We start from the raw sequence: 17,457 nt of genomic DNA, 5'->3' as shown, positions 1-17,457 counted from the left end.
GGCGCCCAAGGGGCGCCGATTTCATTGTCACAGCCTGAAGAGCAGCCGCATCATTGCGCAAACGCCTGCGCCGCCGGCGTGATCCGCACCGCCTCCGGCTTGATTCCGAGCTTCATCGAGCCGATCTGCTGGTCTTCGTCCAGCAGCGCCTGCGGCTTCTTCGCGTCGTAGCTGATCGGCGAGAAGACATCCGTCACCAGCTTGTCCTTCAGTGCGGCCGCGTCCTTGGTGATGATCACCACCGACAGGTTCCTGGCCGATAGGTGCTTCCTGATCGCCGCATTCACGTCGGCCACGGTGAGCTTGGCCAGGCCGTCGCGCATCATGCGGGTGAACTCGGGCGTGCGGTACCACTGGGCGTCGAGCGCATAGCCCAGCTGCTGGTCCTGGGTGGCCGTCATCACGAACACGTTCTTTTCAAGATAGCCCCGGGTGGTCTCGAAGTCCTGCTGCGACAGGCCGTTCTGGATCATCTTGTCCAGCTCGAACAGCGCGGCGCGCAGGGCGAAGTGGCCGTTCTGCGGCGCCACCGGGCGGATCCAGACTTCGAACAGCTGCGCCTTGCGGCCCAGGTTCGGGTTCGGGAAGAACTGGAACATCCCACGCGGGAAGGCTTCGATGTAGGCGTAGTCGCCGTAGTTCATGCCGCGCTCTTCACGGATGCGCTGGTACAGGCGGGCGCTCGAGGCGCGGTGTTCGCCCAGCCAGGTCTTGGCCAGCCACAGGGCCGGGAAGTCCGGATGCGAGCGGGTCACCTCGATCGGCAGGCCGAAGGAGATCGCGGTGGCGCGGGTGTTCTTCTCGATGATCTCGACGTCCAGGCCGTTCGGCATGCGGCCGCGGATGGCCGGGGTCGGGGCCAGGCCGCCTGCCGCCGGCAGGCGCGCCAGCGCGGCCTTCAGGGAGGCGACCATCGCATCCGAGACGTCACCCGAGATGCCGACCCGCACCGCGCCCTGCGTATACGCCTGGCGGTAGAAGTCCTTGACGTCGTCCAGCGTGATCGCTTCGATGCCCTTGACCGTGCCCAGCACCGGATGGCCGTAGGGCGTGCCGGCGAAGACATTGGCCTGCAGGCGCTCCTTGCCGAATTCCTCTTCGTTGTTGTCCTTCAGATCCAGCACCAGGGCATTCTTCTGCGCGTCCTTCAGGCGGCGGAAGTCTTCCTCGCGGAAGCCCGGGTCCACCAGCAGCGGCAGGGCGATGCCGAGGTACTGGTCCCAGTTGTCCTTGTGGGTCGAGCCGCTGAAGGTGGTCATTTCCTTGTCGGTCTGCTCGCTGAAGCTGCCGGCCAGCGGGAACAGGGCCTTGGTCACTTCGTCGATCTTGCGCTCGCGCGAGCCGCTCGACGCGACCATGGCCGCGGTCAGCGCCGCCAGGCCTTCCTTGCCCTTGGGGTCGTGCGCCGAGCCGGCCGCGAACAGCAGCTTGAAGCGGATCTGCGGCAGGGACGACTTCTGGACCAGCACGTCGAACTTGGCCTCGCTCGCCTTCGGTGCGAAGTCGGCCAGCTTGGGCAGGTTCTTGATCTCCGCCGGCAGCGCGTCGTGCGACAGGGTGGTCACCACCATCGACTCGTCCACCAGGTACTTGCGCGCGGCCGCCTGCAGGTCGGCCGGCGTGAGGCTGTCGACCACGCGGTAGTAGCGGTTCAGGGTGTCGTAGGACCGATTGAAGTGCACGTAGGAGGCCAGGGTGGAGGCGATCGCCTCGGTGTTGTCGAGCGTGCGGATCAGCCCATACTTATTGGCGGATTTCGCATCGGCCAGCGCGGCGGCGGTGACCGGCTCGTTGCGCAGCTTCGCCACGGTCTGCAGGATGGCGTCGCGCACGTACAGCGCATCGGTCGGCTTTTTCACGCGCGCGCCGATGGTGGCCAGGGTCGGGTCGACCCGGTTCGGCACGAAGTCGAACAGCTGGTCGACCTTCTGCTCGTCCTGCACCAGGCGCTTGTACAGCGGCGAGGTACGGCCGAAGGACAGCGACAGCAGCATCGACAGCGCCGCCTGGTCCTTCCGGGTATCGGAAAAGGCGGGCGCCCGGAAAGCCACCGTCACCAGCGGCAGGGTCGGGGTCTGCCAGGCCACGTGGCGGTATTGCGCGCCTTGCGGGGCCGGCTCGACCGGCACGTTCGACTTGAAGCTGCCGCGCTTCCACCCGCCCCAGTATTTTTCGACCATCGCCACCGCCTTGGCCGGCTCGACGTCGCCGGCGATGATCACGGTGGTGCGCTCCGGACGGTACCAGCGGTCGAAGAAGACCTTCGAATACTCGTACTGGTTGGGCATGTCCTCGATGTCCTTCAGGAAGCCCATCGTGGTGTGGCGGTAGGTGTGGGTCGAGAACGCGGCTTCGCGCTGGGTCTCGAACAGCTTCTGCATCGGGTTCGCGCTGTTCTTGTTGTACTCGCCCAGCACGGCGCGCGATTCGGTCTTGAAGGCCTCGACCGGGTAGGACAGGTGCTGGAAGCGGTCGGCTTCGACCTTGAGCACGGTGTCCAGGTCTTCCTTGGCGAAGGTGGTGTAGTAATTGGTGAGGTCGTCGCTGGTGTAGGCGTTCTGGCGCGCGCCGGCCCGGGTAATGATCTGCTGGTACTTTTCCGGCGGGTAGCTTGGGGTACCGCGGAACATCATGTGCTCGAAGAAGTGGGCGAAGCCCGACTTGCCCGGCTCGACCTCGTTGCGCGACCCGGTCTGCACCGGGATGTGGACCGACACCAGGTTCGGGAAGCCGGTCGGCACCACGATGATCTTGAGGCCGTTCGGCAGGGTTTTTTCGACTGCCTTGAACGGCAGGACGTCGCCACCGGCGGCTTTGGCCGCGGGGGCTTGCGCCTTTGGTGCGGCGCCGGCGGCGGGCGCGAACGCCAGCAAGGCGGCCGGCACGAGGGTCGCCAGGACGCTGCGCGACAGGGTGGTTTTCGACACGTTCTCTCCTTTTGGGAATATTGCTATCCGCAAAGGATAGATTATTCGACAAGGAAAGAACAGGGGATTCAGGTATGCATACGTCCCGAACGAACGGCTAGGCGGCCTCGCTCAGCGGCAGGCTGATGCGGTTGCGGCCCAGGTGCTTGGCCCGGTACAGGGCGGCGTCGGCGGTGGCGACCAGTTGGCTGGCGGTATTGTCCGGGCTGGCCAGGGCGGTGGCGGCGCCGATCGACACCGTCACGTGGCGGGTCGGCGCGGTGCAGGGCAGCTGCAGCTGCTCGACGCGGCAGCGGATTCGTTCGGCCACGATGGCGGCGCCCTTGAGCGACTGGTTGGGCAGGATCACCGCGAATTCCTCGCCGCCATAGCGCGCCACCAGGTCGTTGGCGCGCATCTCGCTGGCCACCGCGCGGGCAATGCGCTTCAGGCATTCGTCCCCGCCGAGGTGGCCATTGGCATCGTTGTAGGCCTTGAAGTTGTCGACATCGACCATCAGGAGTGACAGCGGCTGCTGCTGGCGCAGGGCGCGCGCCCATTCGGCGTGCAGGGTATCGTCGAAACAGCGGCGGTTGGCCAGGCCGGTCAGTCCGTCGCGCGTGGCCAGCTGTTCCAGCGCCACCTGGGCCATCTTTTCGTCGGTCAGGTCGCGCAGGGTCTCGACCACGGCCGCCAGTTCGCCGTCCGAGCCGAAGATCGGGCTGGCGTCGGCCGCCAGGTAGCGCCGGCGGCCGGCGCGCGGCATGTCGAACCAGCTTTCGATGCACAGGCCGGTGGGCGAAGTGTCGGAGGCGGAGCGCGGCAGGATCTTGCGCACGTCCTCGCTGCGGTTCTGCAGCACCAGGTCGGCCAGGGTAGGGCGGCGGTGTTCGTAGAAGCTGCGCCAATGGTCGCCCGTGCCCAGCACTTCGTGGGCCGGCACGCCGGTGAGCTGCTCGCAGGCGCGGTTCCAGATCATGACCCGCGCCTGGGTGTCGAGGACGAAGACCGGAATCGACAGGGACGCCACCAGCTGGCCGACGAACGCACCATCTTTCACGAGGGCTGTCGGGGCGGGCGCGCTGATGCTGATGCTGGAGCTGTGTGGGCTGATCATGGTCGTCCTCTACGGTTCCGGTCCGGCAGCCGAATTGACTGCCAACAGGAAACGATTCTGCTACTGCGCAGGGACGAAGTTATTGATTTTCAGCAAGATCCCTTCCTGCTTGCCCTCACCGCCGGGTTTCACACGGGGGCAGCTATCCGCGTCAGGGGCAGTGTTGCGCACACAACCGTCCCGCCGCGCCGGCCGGGCAGCACCGTCAGGGTGCCGCCGAAGGCCTCGGTGCGCTCGCGCATCCCGGCGATGCCGCAGCCGCGTGCATCCAGGTGGTCGAGGGCACTTGGCCCGATGCCGTCGTCCTCGATCGTTAAGACGGCCTCGCCGGCCGATTCCACCAGGGTGACGCAGACCATGGTGGCCTGGGCATGGCGCGCGACATTGGACAGCGATTCCTGCAGCACGCGGAACAGCACCGCGTCCTGCTCCTGGTCGCGGCGCTGGTCTTCCTCGAGCCCGTCGCGCCCCGCATCGAAGCGGTAGTCCAGTCCGTGCAGGCGCGCGAAGTCGGCCAGGTGGCGCTCGGCGGCTTGGCGCAGGCTCAGGCCCTTGGCGATCGGGCGCAGGCCGGTCACGAGGGCGCGCACCGAACGGATGGCGGTGTCGAGGTTGCCGATGGTAACCGTCAGCTTGTCGTGCACGGCGGCAGAGGTGCCGCGTACCGCGGCCTGCTGCAGCGCCAGCTCCACCCGCAGCGACAGCAGGCGGTGCCCGAGCTCGTCGTGCAGGTCGCGCGCGATCCGGGCACGCTCGGCTTCACGCACGCTTTCGTGCTGCCGCACCAGGCGGCACAGCACTTCGTGGCTGCCGGCGAGGGCGTCTTCGACGTCGGCGTGGGCGCCGCGCTCGGCCTCCAGCTGCTGCTCCAGCGCGCGGATCCGCTCCTGGGTAGCGTGGCTGCGCCGCTCCAGCAGCACGGCCAGGGCGATGGCGGCCAGCGTCACCATGGCCGCGGCCATCGTCTCCGGCGGCGCGCCGCGCAGCGGCAGCGGCATGGCGGCGCTGGCCGGGGCGCTGCATGCCAGGGCGCCGAGCGCCGAGGCAAATGCTGAAAATCGGACTAGGAATGAGGTGGACTTGTTCATGGCATCCTTCTGACTCGCATTCGGAAGATTCCGTATGAAGGTACACCTGAGTCCGACAGGCAATATTGCTCATCCTCAATGCATGGATGCCTGGCCCACGGGGTGCCGGCGGCGCGTTATAATGGAGGGTTGACGAGAGGCTTACCGTGACTTACAGCATCAAAGAGATCTTCTACACCCTGCAGGGCGAAGGCGCCCATGCGGGGCGCCCGGCCGTATTCTGCCGCTTTTCGGGCTGCAACCTGTGGACCGGCCGCGAAGCCGACCGCGCCACGGCGGTCTGCACCTTCTGCGACACCGACTTCGTCGGCACCGATGGCGAGCGCGGCGGCAAGTTCCGCGCGCCCGAGCTGCTCGCGGCCGAGATCGACGGCCTGTGGCCGGCCGCCCATGCCGCCAGCAAGTACGTGGTCTTCACCGGCGGCGAACCGCTGCTGCAGCTGGACCGGGCGCTGATCGACGCCATGCACGCACGCGGCTTCACGATCGCCATCGAGACCAACGGCACGCTGCCGGTCCCCGAAGGCGTGGACTGGATCTGCGTCAGCCCCAAGATGGGCGCCGAGCTGGTGGTCGCGAAGGGCAACGAGATCAAGGTGGTGATCCCCCAGGCGGGCCAGGACCTGTCCGCCTACGAGGGGCTCGACTTCGAGAACTTCTACGTGCAGCCGATGGACGGCCCGCTCGCCGCGCAGAATACGCGCCTGGCGATCGAGACCTGCCGCCGCAACCCCAAGTGGAAGCTGAGCCTGCAGACCCACAAACTCCTCCAGATCCCCTGAATCATTGCTGACCCGATGTTAACTATCACCCGCAAGCTGGAATTCGATGCCGGCCATCGCATTCCCGACCACAAGAGCCAGTGCCGCAACCTGCACGGCCACCGCTACACCCTCGAGATCACCCTGACCGGCGACGTCATCGATGTTGAAGGAAATTCGGACAACGGCATGATCATGGATTTCTCCGACGTCAAGACCTTGGCGAAGCAGCACCTCGTCGACGTGTGGGACCATGCCTTCCTGGTGTACGAAAAGGACGATAGGGTGCGCGACTTCCTCGCCTCGCTGCCCGATCACAAGACCGTGGTGATCGACTGCATCCCGACCGTGGAGAACCTGGCGCGGGTCGCCTTCAACATCCTCAAGACGGTGTTCACCGACCGTTACGGCACCGGCCTGCGCCTGCACAAGCTGGTGCTGCACGAAACCCCGAACTGCTGGGCCGAAGTGACCGATGTCTGAGCGCTACATGGGGCTGGCCCTGGAGCAGGCCAGGCTGGCCTGGGCCGAGGGCGAAGTGCCGGTAGGGGCGGTGGTGGTCAAGGACGGTGAAGTGATCGCCACCGGCTACAACCAGCCGATCGGCCGCCATGATCCCACCGCCCACGCCGAGATCGTCGCGCTGCGCGCCGCCGCCGACAAGCTCGGCAACTACCGCCTGCCGGGCTGCGAGCTCTACGTCACGCTCGAGCCCTGCATCATGTGCTCGGGTGCGATGATGCATGCGCGCCTGGCGCGCGTGATCTATGCCGCGGTGGATCCGAAGACCGGCGCCTGCGGCTCCGTCCTCAACCTGTTCGAAGAAGAGCGCCTCAACCACCATACCGAGGTGCAGGGAGGCGTGATGGCCGACGAGGCGAGCAGCCTGTTGCGGGCCTTCTTCGCCGAGCGCCGCGCCGCGGCGCGCAAGCTTCCCGCATCTGGCTAGGCAAGGGCCGCCTTGCTGTTGGGCGTAAGACAAGTCGTACGCCCGCACGAGCGCCTGCCCCCCGTTGAAAGTGATATGCTGTTTGCAAGCCGTCCGGGGGTTTTTTCCTGCCATGCGGCGAGCCAACCCTGTCGCTTGAAGAGCCGATGCCGCCTTGCGCGGCGCCGGCATGCCGCCATGCCCACGCTGAACGCCAACGGAATCCGCATCGCCTTCGACACCGCAGGCGACCCCAAGGCCCCACCGCTGCTGCTGGTGCATGGGCTCGGCATGCAGCTGACCGCCTGGCCCGACGAGTTCGTCGAAGGTCTGGTCGAGCTCGGCTTCTACGTGATCCGCTTCGATAACCGCGATTGCGGCCTGTCTACCAAGTTCGAGCAGGCCGGCGTCCCCAACCTGATGCTGGCCTCGATCAAGTCCAGGCTCGGCTGGCCGCTGCGCGCTCCCTACCGCCTGGAAGACATGGCCGAAGATGCGATCGGGGTGCTGTCGGCCCTCGGTGTGGCGCGCGCCCACGTGGTCGGGATCTCGATGGGCGGCATGATCGCCCAGATCCTGGCGGCGCGTTACCCGCAGCGCATCCTGAGCCTGACCTCGATCATGTCGAGCAGCTGCCGCCGCGGCTTGCCCGGCCCCGAGAAAAAGGTCAGCAGCCTGCTGGCCCGGCGTCCGGCCGCCCCCGGCGACATCGAGAGCATCGTCGACCACGGCGTCAGTGTCATGCGCGCCATCGGCAGTCCGGCCTACCCGACCCCGGACAAGGCCTTGCGCAAGCGCGTCGCCCGCTCGGTGCGCCGCAGCTATTGCCCCGGCGGCGTAGCGCGCCAGATGATGGCAATCGCGGCCTCGGGCGACCGCTGCGCGCTCCTGCGCACGATCACCGTACCCACGCTCGTGATCCATGGCGCCAACGACCCGCTGGTGCCGCTCGCCTGCGGCGAAGACACGGCCAGCCGCATCCCCGGCGCCCGCCTCGAAGTCATCCAGGGCATGGGCCACGACCTCCCGCCGCAGCTGGTCGAGCGGCTCCTTGCCTTGATCGACGCCCACGCCAGGGGTAAGATGTTGCCGGACTCGACACCGAGCTTATTTGTCAAACAATAATTGTCAAACAGTGATCACCCCCCAAATCGGCATCGCCATCGTGGCCCCGGCCGGCCAGGCGCTCGACCCGTGCGCGGTCGACCGCGGCATCGCCCGCCTCGAGCAGCAGGGCTGCCTCGTCCATAACTATTACGAGCACGCCGGCATCCACGAACGCTTCGGCGGCACCGACCAGGGCCGCCTGGACCAGCTCGCCACCGCGATCGCCGATCCGGAGGTGCAGATCATCATGGCCCTGCGCGGCGGCTACGGCACCACCCGCCTGCTGCCGCACATCGACTTCGAGGCGATCGCCGCCAGCGGCAAGCTGGTGGTCGGCTTTTCCGACGTCACGGCCATCCACATGGCCCTGATGGCGCGCACCGGGGCGCTCAGCTACGCCGGCCCGATGATCGCGGGCGACTTCGGCGCCCGCGAACCGGTGCAGTTCACGCTTGACGATTTCTGGCAGTGCCTGGCGGGCCCGACCCACACCATCAGCGAATGTGTGGCAGGCAACCCATGCATCGACGAAGCGGGAACCGTCTGGGGCGGCAACCTGGCGATGATCGTCTCGCTGCTGGGCACGCCTTATTTCCCGCGCATCGACGGCGGCATCCTGTATCTGGAAGATATCGGCGAACACCCTTATCGGGTCGAACGCATGCTGCTCCAGCTGCACCAGGCCGGCGTACTGGAACGCCAGCGCGCGGTGGTGCTGGGCGACTTCTCCGGCTACAAGCTGGCGCCGAACGACAACGGCTACGATTTCGACACCATGCTGGCCCACCTGCGCGCCACGCTGCCGGTTCCGCTCATCCAGGGCCTGAGCTTCGGACACATCCCGCGCCGGGTGACGATTCCTTTCGGCGCCCAGGGACGCCTGGTGTCGCACGACGATGGCTTCACACTGTCCCTGTCGGATTATCCGACGCTCCGCCGGGCCAGCCACTGCGGCTGAGCGGTCCGCGCGCACCTGTCCTCGACGGCGCACGCGAGTGCGCCGTTTTGCCTTGTCGGCCGCAGCGATTCGCCCTACAGGCCCCGCGATGGTAGAATCGCGGGTTATCCGGCAACACCGTTGCTAACTCCGCTTCTAAAGGTTTCCTAGTGCTATCCACTGCCAATATCACGATGCAATTCGGCGCCAAGCCGCTGTTCGAGAACATCTCCGTCAAGTTCGGCGAAGGCAACCGTTACGGCCTGATCGGTGCGAACGGTTGCGGCAAGTCGACGTTCATGAAGATCCTCGGCGGCGACCTGGAGCCCTCGGCCGGCAACGTCAGCCTCGACCCGGGCGAGCGCCTCGGTAAGCTCCGCCAGGACCAGTTCGCCTACGAAGACGTACGCGTGCTGGACGTCGTCATGATGGGCCACACCGAGCTGTGGAACGCCATCTCCGAGCGCGACGCGATCTACGCGAACCCGGAAGCGACCGACGAAGACTACATGAAAGCCGCCGAGCTCGAAGGCAAGGTCGCCGAATACGACGGCTACTCGGCCGAAGCGCGCGCCGGCGAGCTGCTGCTCGGCCTGGACATCGCCAGCGACCTGCACCAGGGCCCGATGAGCGCCGTGGCGCCGGGCTGGAAGCTGCGCGTGCTGCTGGCCCAGGCCCTGTTTTCGAATCCGGACATCCTGCTGCTGGACGAACCGACCAACAACCTGGACATCAACACGATCCGCTGGCTGGAAGACATCCTCAACCAGCGCAACTCGACGATGATCATCATCTCGCACGATCGCCACTTCCTGAACCAGGTCTGCACCCACGTGGCCGACATGGACTACGGCACGCTGAAGATTTATCCGGGCAACTACGACGACTACATGCTGGCCTCGACCCAGGCGCGCAACCAGCAGCTGGCGAATAATGCGAAGGCGAAGGAAAAGGTCGCCGAACTGCAGGATTTCGTGCGCCGCTTCTCGGCCAACAAGTCCAAGGCGCGCCAGGCGACCTCGCGCGCCAAGATGATCGACAAGATCAAGATCGAGGAATTCAAGCCGTCCTCGCGCGCCTATCCCTTCGTCCGCTTCGAAGGCGAGAAGAAGCTGCACCGCCTGGCGGTGGAGACCGAAGGCCTGTCGAAAGCCTATGACCGCCAGCTGTTCAAGAACTTCTCGATCATGGTCGAGGCAGGCGAGCGCATCGCGATCATCGGCGCCAACGGCGCCGGCAAGACCACCTTGTTGCGCTGCATCGGCGGCCAGGACATCACCGGCCTGTCGGCCGACCAGGGCCGCGTGAAGTGGGCCGAGAACGCCGACGTCGGCTACATGCCGCAGGATCCGACCGAGGAATTCGCCGGCGGCGAGAACCTCACCGACTGGATGGGTCAATGGACCCAGGAAGGCGACGACGACCAGGCCGTGCGCTCGATCCTGGGCCGCCTGCTGTTCGGCGGCGACGAAGTCAAGAAGTCGGTCAAGGTGCTGTCCGGCGGCGAGAAGGGCCGCATGATGTACGGCAAGCTGATGCTGGGCCGCCACAACGTGCTGCTGCTCGACGAACCGACCAACCACATGGACATGGAGTCGATCGAGTCGCTCAACATCGCCCTCGACAAGTACGCCGGCACCATGATCTTCGTCTCGCACGACCGCGAGTTCGTGTCCTCGCTGGCCACCCGCATCCTCGAGATCCGCGAGAACGAGATCATCGACTTCCGCGGCAACTACGAAGAGTACCTGACGAGCCAGGGCATCGCCTGATAGGAGACCCGACCGCATGATCACCGCACCGATCAAGACCTACGAATACGACCGCCCGCAGGTCGGCGAGGCCTGCAGCATCAACCCGGCGACGGCCGAAGCCTGGGCGCGCGTGCCCGCCGTGCCGAGCGCCGCCGAAAAGGCGGAGCTGAAGGAACGCATCAAGCGCCTGCTGAAGGAACGCAATGCCGTGCTGGTGGCCCACTACTACGTGGACGCCGAGCTGCAGGATCTGGCCGAGGAAACCGGCGGCTGCGTCTCCGATTCGCTCGAAATGGCGCGCTTCGGCCGTGACCACCCGGCCCAGACCCTGGTCGTGGCCGGCGTGCGCTTCATGGGCGAGTCGGCCAAGATCCTGAGCCCGGAGAAGACCATCCTGATGCCGGACCTGGACGCGACCTGTTCGCTCGACCTAGGCTGCCCGGCCGACGAGTTCGCGGCCTTCTGCGACCAGCATCCGGACCGCACCGTGGTGGTGTACGCCAACACCAGCGCCGCCGTGAAGGCGCGCTCCGACTGGATGGTGACCTCGTCGATCGGCCTGGACATCGTCAAGCACCTGCACGAGCAGGGCAAGAAGATCCTGTGGGCGCCCGATCGCCACCTGGGCTCGTATATCCAGAAGCAGACCGGCGCCGACATGCTGCTGTGGCAGGGCTCCTGCCTGGTGCACGACGAGTTCAAGGGCGTCGAACTCGATCTGCTCAAGCTTGAATACCCGGACGCGAAAGTGCTGGTGCACCCGGAGTCGCCCGCCTCGGTGGTGGCCCAGGCCGACGTGGTCGGCTCGACCACCCAGCTGATCAACGCCGCCGTGAACCTGCCGGCGACGACCTTCATCGTCGCCACCGACAACGGCATCCTGCACAAGATGCGCGCCGCGGCCCCGGGCAAGCACTTCATCGAAGCACCCACCGCCGGCAACAGCGCCACCTGCAAGAGCTGCGCCCACTGCCCGTGGATGGCCATGAACGGCCTGAAGAACCTGGCGGACGCCCTGGAAAGCGGCGCCAACGAAGTCCACGTCGACCCGGAGATCGGCCGCCAGGCCAAGCGCGCGATCGACCGCATGCTCGATTTCGCCGCCGCCAAGAAGGCCCAGGCCCTGCCGAGCGGTGCGCTCGAGCAGAACACCAAACTGTTCAACGGAGTCGGCCCCGCATGACGACCCTGCGTAATCCTTATATTCTTGACGCCCAATTCGACGAGAAGCTGCAGTCCAGCTTTGAAGCCAACATCCTGGCGGCGCTGCTGGAAGACGTCGGCACCGGCGACCTGACCGGCATGCTGGTCCCAAGCGAGCCGCGCGTGCAGGCGCGTGTGATCGTGCGCGAAGCGGCCGTGCTGTGCGGCGCGCCCTGGTTCGAGGGCGTGATGCTGGCCGTCGACCAGGACATCGAGATCGCCTGGCAGTATGCCGAAGGCGACCTGATGGCCAAGGACTCGACCGTCTGCACCATCGAAGGCTGCCCGCGCTCGCTGCTCACCGCCGAGCGTGCGGCGCTGAACTTCATGCAGCTGCTCTCGGGCGTGGCGAGCGCCACCCGCAAGTATGTCGACGCGGTTGCCGGCACCAAGGCGGCGATCCTCGACACCCGCAAGACCCTGCCGGGCCTGCGCCTGGCGCAAAAATATGCGGTGCGTGTCGGCGGCGGAAAGAACCAGCGCATGGCGCTGTACGACGGCATCCTGATCAAGGAAAACCACATCGCTGCGGCGGGCGGCGTGACCCGCGCCCTGCAGGCGGCCGAGGCGCTGAACTCGGGCGCGCCGGTGCAGATCGAGGTCGAGACCATCGCCCAGCTGGAAGAAGCGCTGGTGGCCGGCGTCAAGTCGGTCCTGCTGGACAACTTCGACCTCGACATGATGGTTGAGGCGGTGCGGGTGAACGCCGGCCGTGCGCTGCTGGAAGCCTCCGGCGGCATCAACATGGACACGGTACGGGCGATCGCCGAAACCGGCGTCGACCGCATCTCGGTCGGCAGCCTGACCAAGGACGTGCGTGCGACCGACTATTCGCTGCGGATCGTCGGTGCGATCAAGGAGGTGGCGGCATGATGGACTGGAGCCGTCTGCGCATCTCGACCGGTGCGCGCATCCTGTGGCTGGTCTTCGGCCTGGTGCTGGGCTTGCCGACACTGGCCAATGGCCTGAACGCCAATAGCACCGCCGACCTGTGCTTCGGCATCGGCATGGTGCTGGTGGGCGTGCGCGGCTTCCTGCGGCCGGTCATGTTCGGCAAGGCCGTGCGCATGGAGATGGACCCGCGCACCTCGCAGGTATCGATCGGCTCGCCGGCGCTGCACGGCGGCCTGTCGCTGGTGATCTTCGCCGCGCTCATGGCCGGCATCATCATCAAGTACGTGCTCAAGGGCTGATTTACACGCCACTCTCGCTCGCCCGCGCCAGGGCTTCCGCCTCGGGCGAGCGCAGATGCAGCGGTTCGCCCACCTGGGTCGCGATCGTGTCGATCGCCGCCATCACCTTGTCAAGGTTCGCATAGTGCGTCATGTGCCCCACGCCAGGCTCCAGTTCGAGCCGGCTCAGGGCCAGGCGCTCGCTCAGGCGCTCGGAATTGTGACCCGCATCGACGATCTTGTCCTGGGTGCCGGCCACGATGACCGACGGCACCTTCAGCTCGGCATAGCGCTTCGACAACGAGGCCGCCGCGGGGATCATGACCGCGGTCTCGGCCGCGGCGGCGCGCAGCTGCTTCGGCCGCAGGGCCATCCAGACCGGGAAGGCATCGAAGCGCCGGTCGACCGGCCTGGGCGAGAAGGTGCGCTTGGCCATGCCGGGCCACATTGCCCGCGCGACCAGTGGCAACACCGTATACCGCAAGACGTCGCCGATGACCGGTATGGCCGGCTGGGTCAGCGTGGGCACATCCAGGCGTATGCTCGGGTAGTAGTAACCCGACAGCAGCACCAGCCCGCGCACGAAGTCGGGCTGCTGCAAACCCATCGCGAGCGCCACCATCGTGCCCCAGGAGTGGCCGAGCACGATGGCCGATTCCACGCCGATCTGCTCGAGCGCCCGGTGCAGCAGGGTCGCCTGCTTGTCCGGAGTCCATAGCGTGCTGCGCGGACGGTCGCTGTAGCCGAAACCGGGCCGGTCGATTGCGATCACACGGTAATGCTCGGCTGCCCGCCGGAGCAGGCCGCTCGTTTCGAAATCTTTCGAATAGACGCCGTTCCCGTGCAGCAGCACGAGGGTAGGCCCGGAACCGCGTTCCACGTAATGCAGGCGCACCCCGTCGACCTCGACGAACTTGCCCTGCGGTGGATTGTCGCGCTCGGCCTGGCCGGTCTTGGCGCGGACATAGAAGAAGGATGCGGCCAGGCCGATGGCGGCCAGGATGGCGCCGGTGCGCAGGCCGCTGGAACCCGTGCTGCTCGTTGTTGTCGTGCGGTAGCTCTTGGTCACAAAATCCTCCTGTGGTCGAGTAGTGAATGTGACTGCTATCAGCAACGTGCGCAAATGTGCGCATCGTTCCCTTCCTGCCCCGAGCCGTCCCGCTGACCGTGCTCGTCCCTGACAGACGTTACTTTCCCGACTGCCGCCGGCACCGAGCCGGCGGCAGCGCCAAGTGTTACCACTTAGCCCGCCACGGGTAGCGCCGTGCGCGCCGCGAGGGCGCCGGTGGCGAGCCGTTGCAGATTGATAGCCGCATTCACGTCGCGATCGTGAAACGCATCGCAACTGCCGCAGGTCCAGACGCGTTCGCCCAGCGCCAGCTCGCCCTTGCGCACCCCGCACCCCGAACACAGCCTGCTCGACGGATACCAGCGGTCGGCAAGCACGATCTTGGTGTCGTAGCGCGCCGCCTTGTAGCGCAGTTGGCGCCGGATTTCATGAAAGCCAACGTCACTGATGGCACGCGCCAGCTTGTGGTTGGCCAGCATGCCGCTGACGTTCAGGTCCTCGATCACCACCGTTTGGTTTTCGCGGCAGAGACGGGTCGTCAGCTTGTGGGTGAAATCCTGGCGCACGCGGACGATGCGTGCGTGAAGACGCGCCAGCCCTTTGGCGCCTTTGGTCCGGTTCTTCGATACCGGCAAGCGCGTAGCTTTCGGGATGCGGCCATTGATCCCGGCGATGGTCTCGGCAGCCTCCAGCTTGCGCGACTGCCGGCGTGAGCGAATGCGCAGGCTCCGCAATGCTGCCTTCAAGGGGCGAGGTGCCTGGACCTTTTCACCAGTCGACAAAGTGGCGGCACAGCTCACGCCCAGATCGATGCCAATGACCCCGTCGCCAGTACGACGCAGGCGCGCATCAATCTCGCTCACGTCGACCTGGATCGACAAGAACCAGTGATCGGCCTCGCGCACGACGCTCGCGCCCTGGATTTTCCCCGTCCAGCGCAGCGATTCGCACAGGGCGACTGCGCCCACCTTCGGAAGCACTACCTTGGCGCCGACCAGCCGGAATTTGTCGTTCGCGACATAGAAGGCATCGCGACACCGGCCTCTCTTCTTGAAGCGCGGCGGGTGGGCTGGCTTGCCAGCGCGCCGCTGCTCAAAATAGCGGCGCCATGCCTTTGCCAGGTTGGCGAAGGGCTGGGCGTGGGCATCGCGGTGGATATTGCGCAGCCACGGCTGGCCTTCGGCATCGAGCCAGTCGGGGTCAAGATATTTGATGCGGTTAAACTGCCTCTTGATATCTATCGCCTTGGGCCTGATACCAGCCGCGACCTGGCGTTGCCATTCGGCCAGCGCCCAGTTCCAGACCCGCCGCGCGGTGCCGGCCGCGCGCGCGAAATAGTCGTGCTGTTCCAGCGTGGGATCAAGCTTGATCCGGTGCGCCAGCAGCATGGTGGCTCTCCAATGCCGTAATACCCAGGCGCTTGGCTGCCTGACCGATGCCCAACGTGCTTTCCATGATCATAATTGGACGCTTCTATCCCTATAGGGTTCGAATAGAGTCTAGCTCCTCCGGCTCCTCCGCGTGGAGCAGGTCGGCGACGCGCGGCAACAGCCGCTCGGCCGACTCTTCTATTTTGAGTGCGATCAGGTGGTCCGCCCGGGTACGCCCCAGGTTCACCGCCGCGATCGGCTTGCCGCTCTCCTGCGCCATGCGGCAGAAGCGGAAGCCCGAATACACCATCAGCGACGAACCCACCACCAGCAAGGCGTCGGCCGCCTCCATCTGCGCCAGGGCGCAGGCGGTACGCGGTGGCGGGATGCCGTCGCCGAAGAATACGACATCCGGCGCCAGCGCGCCGCCGCAATGGAGGCAGAAGGGCAAGTGGAAGTCCTCGAGGGCGTCCGGCTCGATCGCGGCGTCGCCGTCCGGCAGCGGCGTGGCGAGCACATTCGCCAGTTCGGGATTTGCCTCGTTCAGCAGGGTTTGCACGAAGGCGCGCGGGAACTGCGCCTTGCAATGCATGCACACGACGTTGTGCACGTTGCCGTGCAGTTCGAGCACGGCGTGGCTGCCGGCCTGCTGGTGCAGGCCGTCGACGTTCTGCGTCAGCAGGTAGCCGAAGCTGCCGTGCTGTTCCAGGCGCGACAGCGCGCGGTGGCCCTCGTTCGGCCGGGCTTTCGACATGATCGGCCAGCCGACCATGCTGCGCGCCCAGTAGCGGCGCTGGATGTCGACCGAACGCCGGAATTCCGGGCCCTGGATCGGCTGGCGGCCGCGGCGGGTGCCGTCGCGGTCGCGGTAATCGGGAATGCCCGAGGCGGTGGACAGGCCGGCGCCGGTCAGCACCAGCGCGCGCGGATACCGTTCCAGGAATTCGGCCAGCGCCTCAACCTGGTCTCGAACGGGTAAAACTGCTGCCATGTTGCGTGATCCTCCATTGGCTGGGATGGTAGCATCCGTCGTGCGCGGACAGAAACACGATACCCTGGCTAAACAATGAAGCCGAGATGGATGCGCCATCCCGTTTTCGCAAGGCGCAGCCTAGCGTGCCGAGACCGCGATGCCGCCCACGATCATGCCGAAGGCCAGCACGTGGTAGAGGTGCGGCGGCTCGCCGAGAAATGCCGAGGACAGCAGGGCCGTGAACAGCGGCGTCAGGTTGATGAAGAAGGCGCCGATGCTCGGCCCGGCACGCTGCACGCCCGCACCCCAGCAGCGCATCGCCAGGATCGCCGGGCCGATCGCCACGTAGAGCAGGGCAGCCGCCAGCGGCCAGCTCCAGCTGATAGCGACGTCGCGCAAAGCCCATTCCCCGCCCGCCAGCGCAGCCGACCACAGCACGCCATAGCCGACCTGGGCGAGAAGAAACGCCGCCCAGTCGGCGCGCAGGCCCGGCACGTCCTTCTGCTGCATCAGCATCCAGCTGTAGAAAGACCAGGCGATGGTGGCCAGGATCATGTACAGGTCGCCGATCACGAGCCGCAGCTGCAGCAGGCCGTGGATGTCGCCGCGGCACAGCACCACCAGCACGCCCGCGATCGACAGGATCGCACCGACGATCTGCTTGCGCTTGACCGGCACCCCGTAGAACAGCCGGCCGACCAGCAGCATCCAGATCGGCACGCCTGAAGCCACCAGGGTCACGTTGATCGGCGTGGAACTTTGCAGGGCCAGGTATTGCAGCGAGTTGTACAGGCCCACGCCCAGCAGGCCGAGCATGGCGTAGCGGCGCCAGTTGGCCAGCACGCCGCTGCCGTGCCTGAGCGCCGCCCGCCCGAGCGGCACCAGCACCGCCAGCGCGATCGTCCAGCGGATCAGGTTGAGCGTCATCGGCGGCACCGCGTCGCGCACCAGGCGCCCGACGATGGCATTACCCGCCCACAGCACCGGGGGAACGGTCAGGAGCAGAATGGTGGAGGGCGTGAGGGTGGGGCGATTCATGGCATGGTGGACTGCCCGCAGCCGCGGGCCAGCC

Annotated in this window: 16 protein-coding genes; 9 read left to right on the top strand and 7 right to left on the bottom strand. The window is 66.4% G+C overall.

Going from position 1 to position 17,457, the window contains the following annotated elements; genetic code table 11:
- Positions 1-50: 50 nt before the first annotated feature.
- The 3 genes from FG94_RS13750 to FG94_RS13740 form a co-directional block, all read right to left on the bottom strand.
- Positions 51-2,927 carry a pitrilysin family protein gene (locus FG94_RS13750; protein ID WP_081925983.1) on the bottom strand — a complete coding sequence of 959 codons (2,877 nt, stop codon included), beginning with the start codon at positions 2,925-2,927 and terminating at the stop codon, positions 51-53.
- 97 nt (positions 2,928-3,024) lie between these two features.
- The gene (locus tag FG94_RS13745) at positions 3,025-4,023 is read right to left on the bottom strand and encodes a diguanylate cyclase (protein WP_081925982.1); all 999 of its coding nucleotides are present in this window, start codon (positions 4,021-4,023) and stop codon (positions 3,025-3,027) included.
- A 128-nt stretch (positions 4,024-4,151) separates the two neighbouring features.
- Complete coding sequence (locus FG94_RS13740) at positions 4,152-5,111, bottom strand: sensor histidine kinase (RefSeq protein ID WP_081925981.1); 960 nt, start codon at positions 5,109-5,111, stop codon at positions 4,152-4,154.
- 146 nt (positions 5,112-5,257) lie between these two features.
- On the opposite strand from FG94_RS13740, the gene queE reads away from it, so the two are divergent.
- The 9 genes from queE to FG94_RS13695 all read left to right on the top strand — a co-directional run bounded on the left by queE (position 5,258) and on the right by FG94_RS13695 (position 12,994).
- Complete coding sequence (gene queE, locus FG94_RS13735; protein WP_036212550.1) at positions 5,258-5,893, top strand: 7-carboxy-7-deazaguanine synthase; 636 nt, start codon at positions 5,258-5,260, stop codon at positions 5,891-5,893.
- Positions 5,894-5,908: 15 nt separating this feature from the next.
- A complete protein-coding gene (gene queD, locus FG94_RS13730; protein ID WP_036212547.1) occupies positions 5,909-6,355 on the top strand; it encodes a 6-carboxytetrahydropterin synthase QueD in 447 nt (148 codons plus the stop codon).
- On the top strand, positions 6,348-6,821 hold the full coding sequence (gene tadA / locus FG94_RS13725; RefSeq protein ID WP_036212545.1) for a tRNA adenosine(34) deaminase TadA: 474 nt from the start codon (positions 6,348-6,350) through the stop codon (positions 6,819-6,821). Before queD ends, tadA begins: the two co-directional genes overlap by 8 nt.
- A gap of 177 nt (positions 6,822-6,998) precedes the next feature.
- Positions 6,999-7,925 (top strand): alpha/beta fold hydrolase, encoded by a 927-nt coding sequence (locus tag FG94_RS13720; RefSeq protein ID WP_036212543.1) that lies wholly within the window; start codon positions 6,999-7,001, stop codon positions 7,923-7,925.
- Between the two features lie 10 nt (positions 7,926-7,935).
- The gene (gene ldcA, locus FG94_RS13715) at positions 7,936-8,865 is read left to right on the top strand and encodes a muramoyltetrapeptide carboxypeptidase (RefSeq protein ID WP_036212541.1); all 930 of its coding nucleotides are present in this window, start codon (positions 7,936-7,938) and stop codon (positions 8,863-8,865) included.
- Between the two features lie 149 nt (positions 8,866-9,014).
- The gene (locus tag FG94_RS13710) at positions 9,015-10,616 is read left to right on the top strand and encodes an ABC-F family ATPase (RefSeq protein WP_081925980.1); all 1,602 of its coding nucleotides are present in this window, start codon (positions 9,015-9,017) and stop codon (positions 10,614-10,616) included.
- Positions 10,617-10,632: 16 nt separating this feature from the next.
- The gene (nadA, locus tag FG94_RS13705) at positions 10,633-11,781 is read left to right on the top strand and encodes a quinolinate synthase NadA (protein WP_036212539.1); all 1,149 of its coding nucleotides are present in this window, start codon (positions 10,633-10,635) and stop codon (positions 11,779-11,781) included.
- The gene (gene nadC, locus FG94_RS13700; protein WP_036212537.1) at positions 11,778-12,674 is read left to right on the top strand and encodes a carboxylating nicotinate-nucleotide diphosphorylase; all 897 of its coding nucleotides are present in this window, start codon (positions 11,778-11,780) and stop codon (positions 12,672-12,674) included. Before nadA ends, nadC begins: the two co-directional genes overlap by 4 nt.
- Positions 12,671-12,994 carry a hypothetical protein gene (locus FG94_RS13695; RefSeq protein ID WP_229445947.1) on the top strand — a complete coding sequence of 108 codons (324 nt, stop codon included), beginning with the start codon at positions 12,671-12,673 and terminating at the stop codon, positions 12,992-12,994. The genes nadC and FG94_RS13695 overlap by 4 nt, the downstream gene beginning before the upstream one ends.
- A 1-nt stretch (position 12,995) precedes the next feature.
- Here the strand turns inward: FG94_RS13695 and FG94_RS13690 are convergent, their stop codons facing one another.
- The 4 genes from FG94_RS13690 to FG94_RS13675 all read right to left on the bottom strand — a co-directional run bounded on the left by FG94_RS13690 (position 12,996) and on the right by FG94_RS13675 (position 17,423).
- The gene (locus tag FG94_RS13690; RefSeq protein ID WP_229445946.1) at positions 12,996-14,042 is read right to left on the bottom strand and encodes an alpha/beta fold hydrolase; all 1,047 of its coding nucleotides are present in this window, start codon (positions 14,040-14,042) and stop codon (positions 12,996-12,998) included.
- 173 nt (positions 14,043-14,215) lie between these two features.
- On the bottom strand, positions 14,216-15,430 hold the full coding sequence (locus FG94_RS13685; RefSeq protein ID WP_229445945.1) for a transposase: 1,215 nt from the start codon (positions 15,428-15,430) through the stop codon (positions 14,216-14,218).
- A gap of 91 nt (positions 15,431-15,521) precedes the next feature.
- On the bottom strand, positions 15,522-16,403 hold the full coding sequence (locus FG94_RS13680; RefSeq protein WP_036212535.1) for an NAD-dependent protein deacetylase: 882 nt from the start codon (positions 16,401-16,403) through the stop codon (positions 15,522-15,524).
- Positions 16,404-16,523: 120 nt separating this feature from the next.
- Entirely contained in the window at positions 16,524-17,423 is a 900-nt protein-coding gene (locus tag FG94_RS13675) for a DMT family transporter (RefSeq protein WP_036212533.1), read from the bottom strand.
- Between the last annotated feature and the right edge of the window lie 34 nt (positions 17,424-17,457).

Origin of the sequence: Massilia sp. LC238, assembly GCF_000735635.1 — a bacterium.
In the GTDB taxonomy this organism is placed as follows: Bacteria; Pseudomonadota; Gammaproteobacteria; order Burkholderiales; family Burkholderiaceae_D; genus Telluria; species Telluria varians.
Note: the sequence above shows the minus strand (reverse complement) of the source record. Positions and strands in the feature narration are given on the sequence as shown.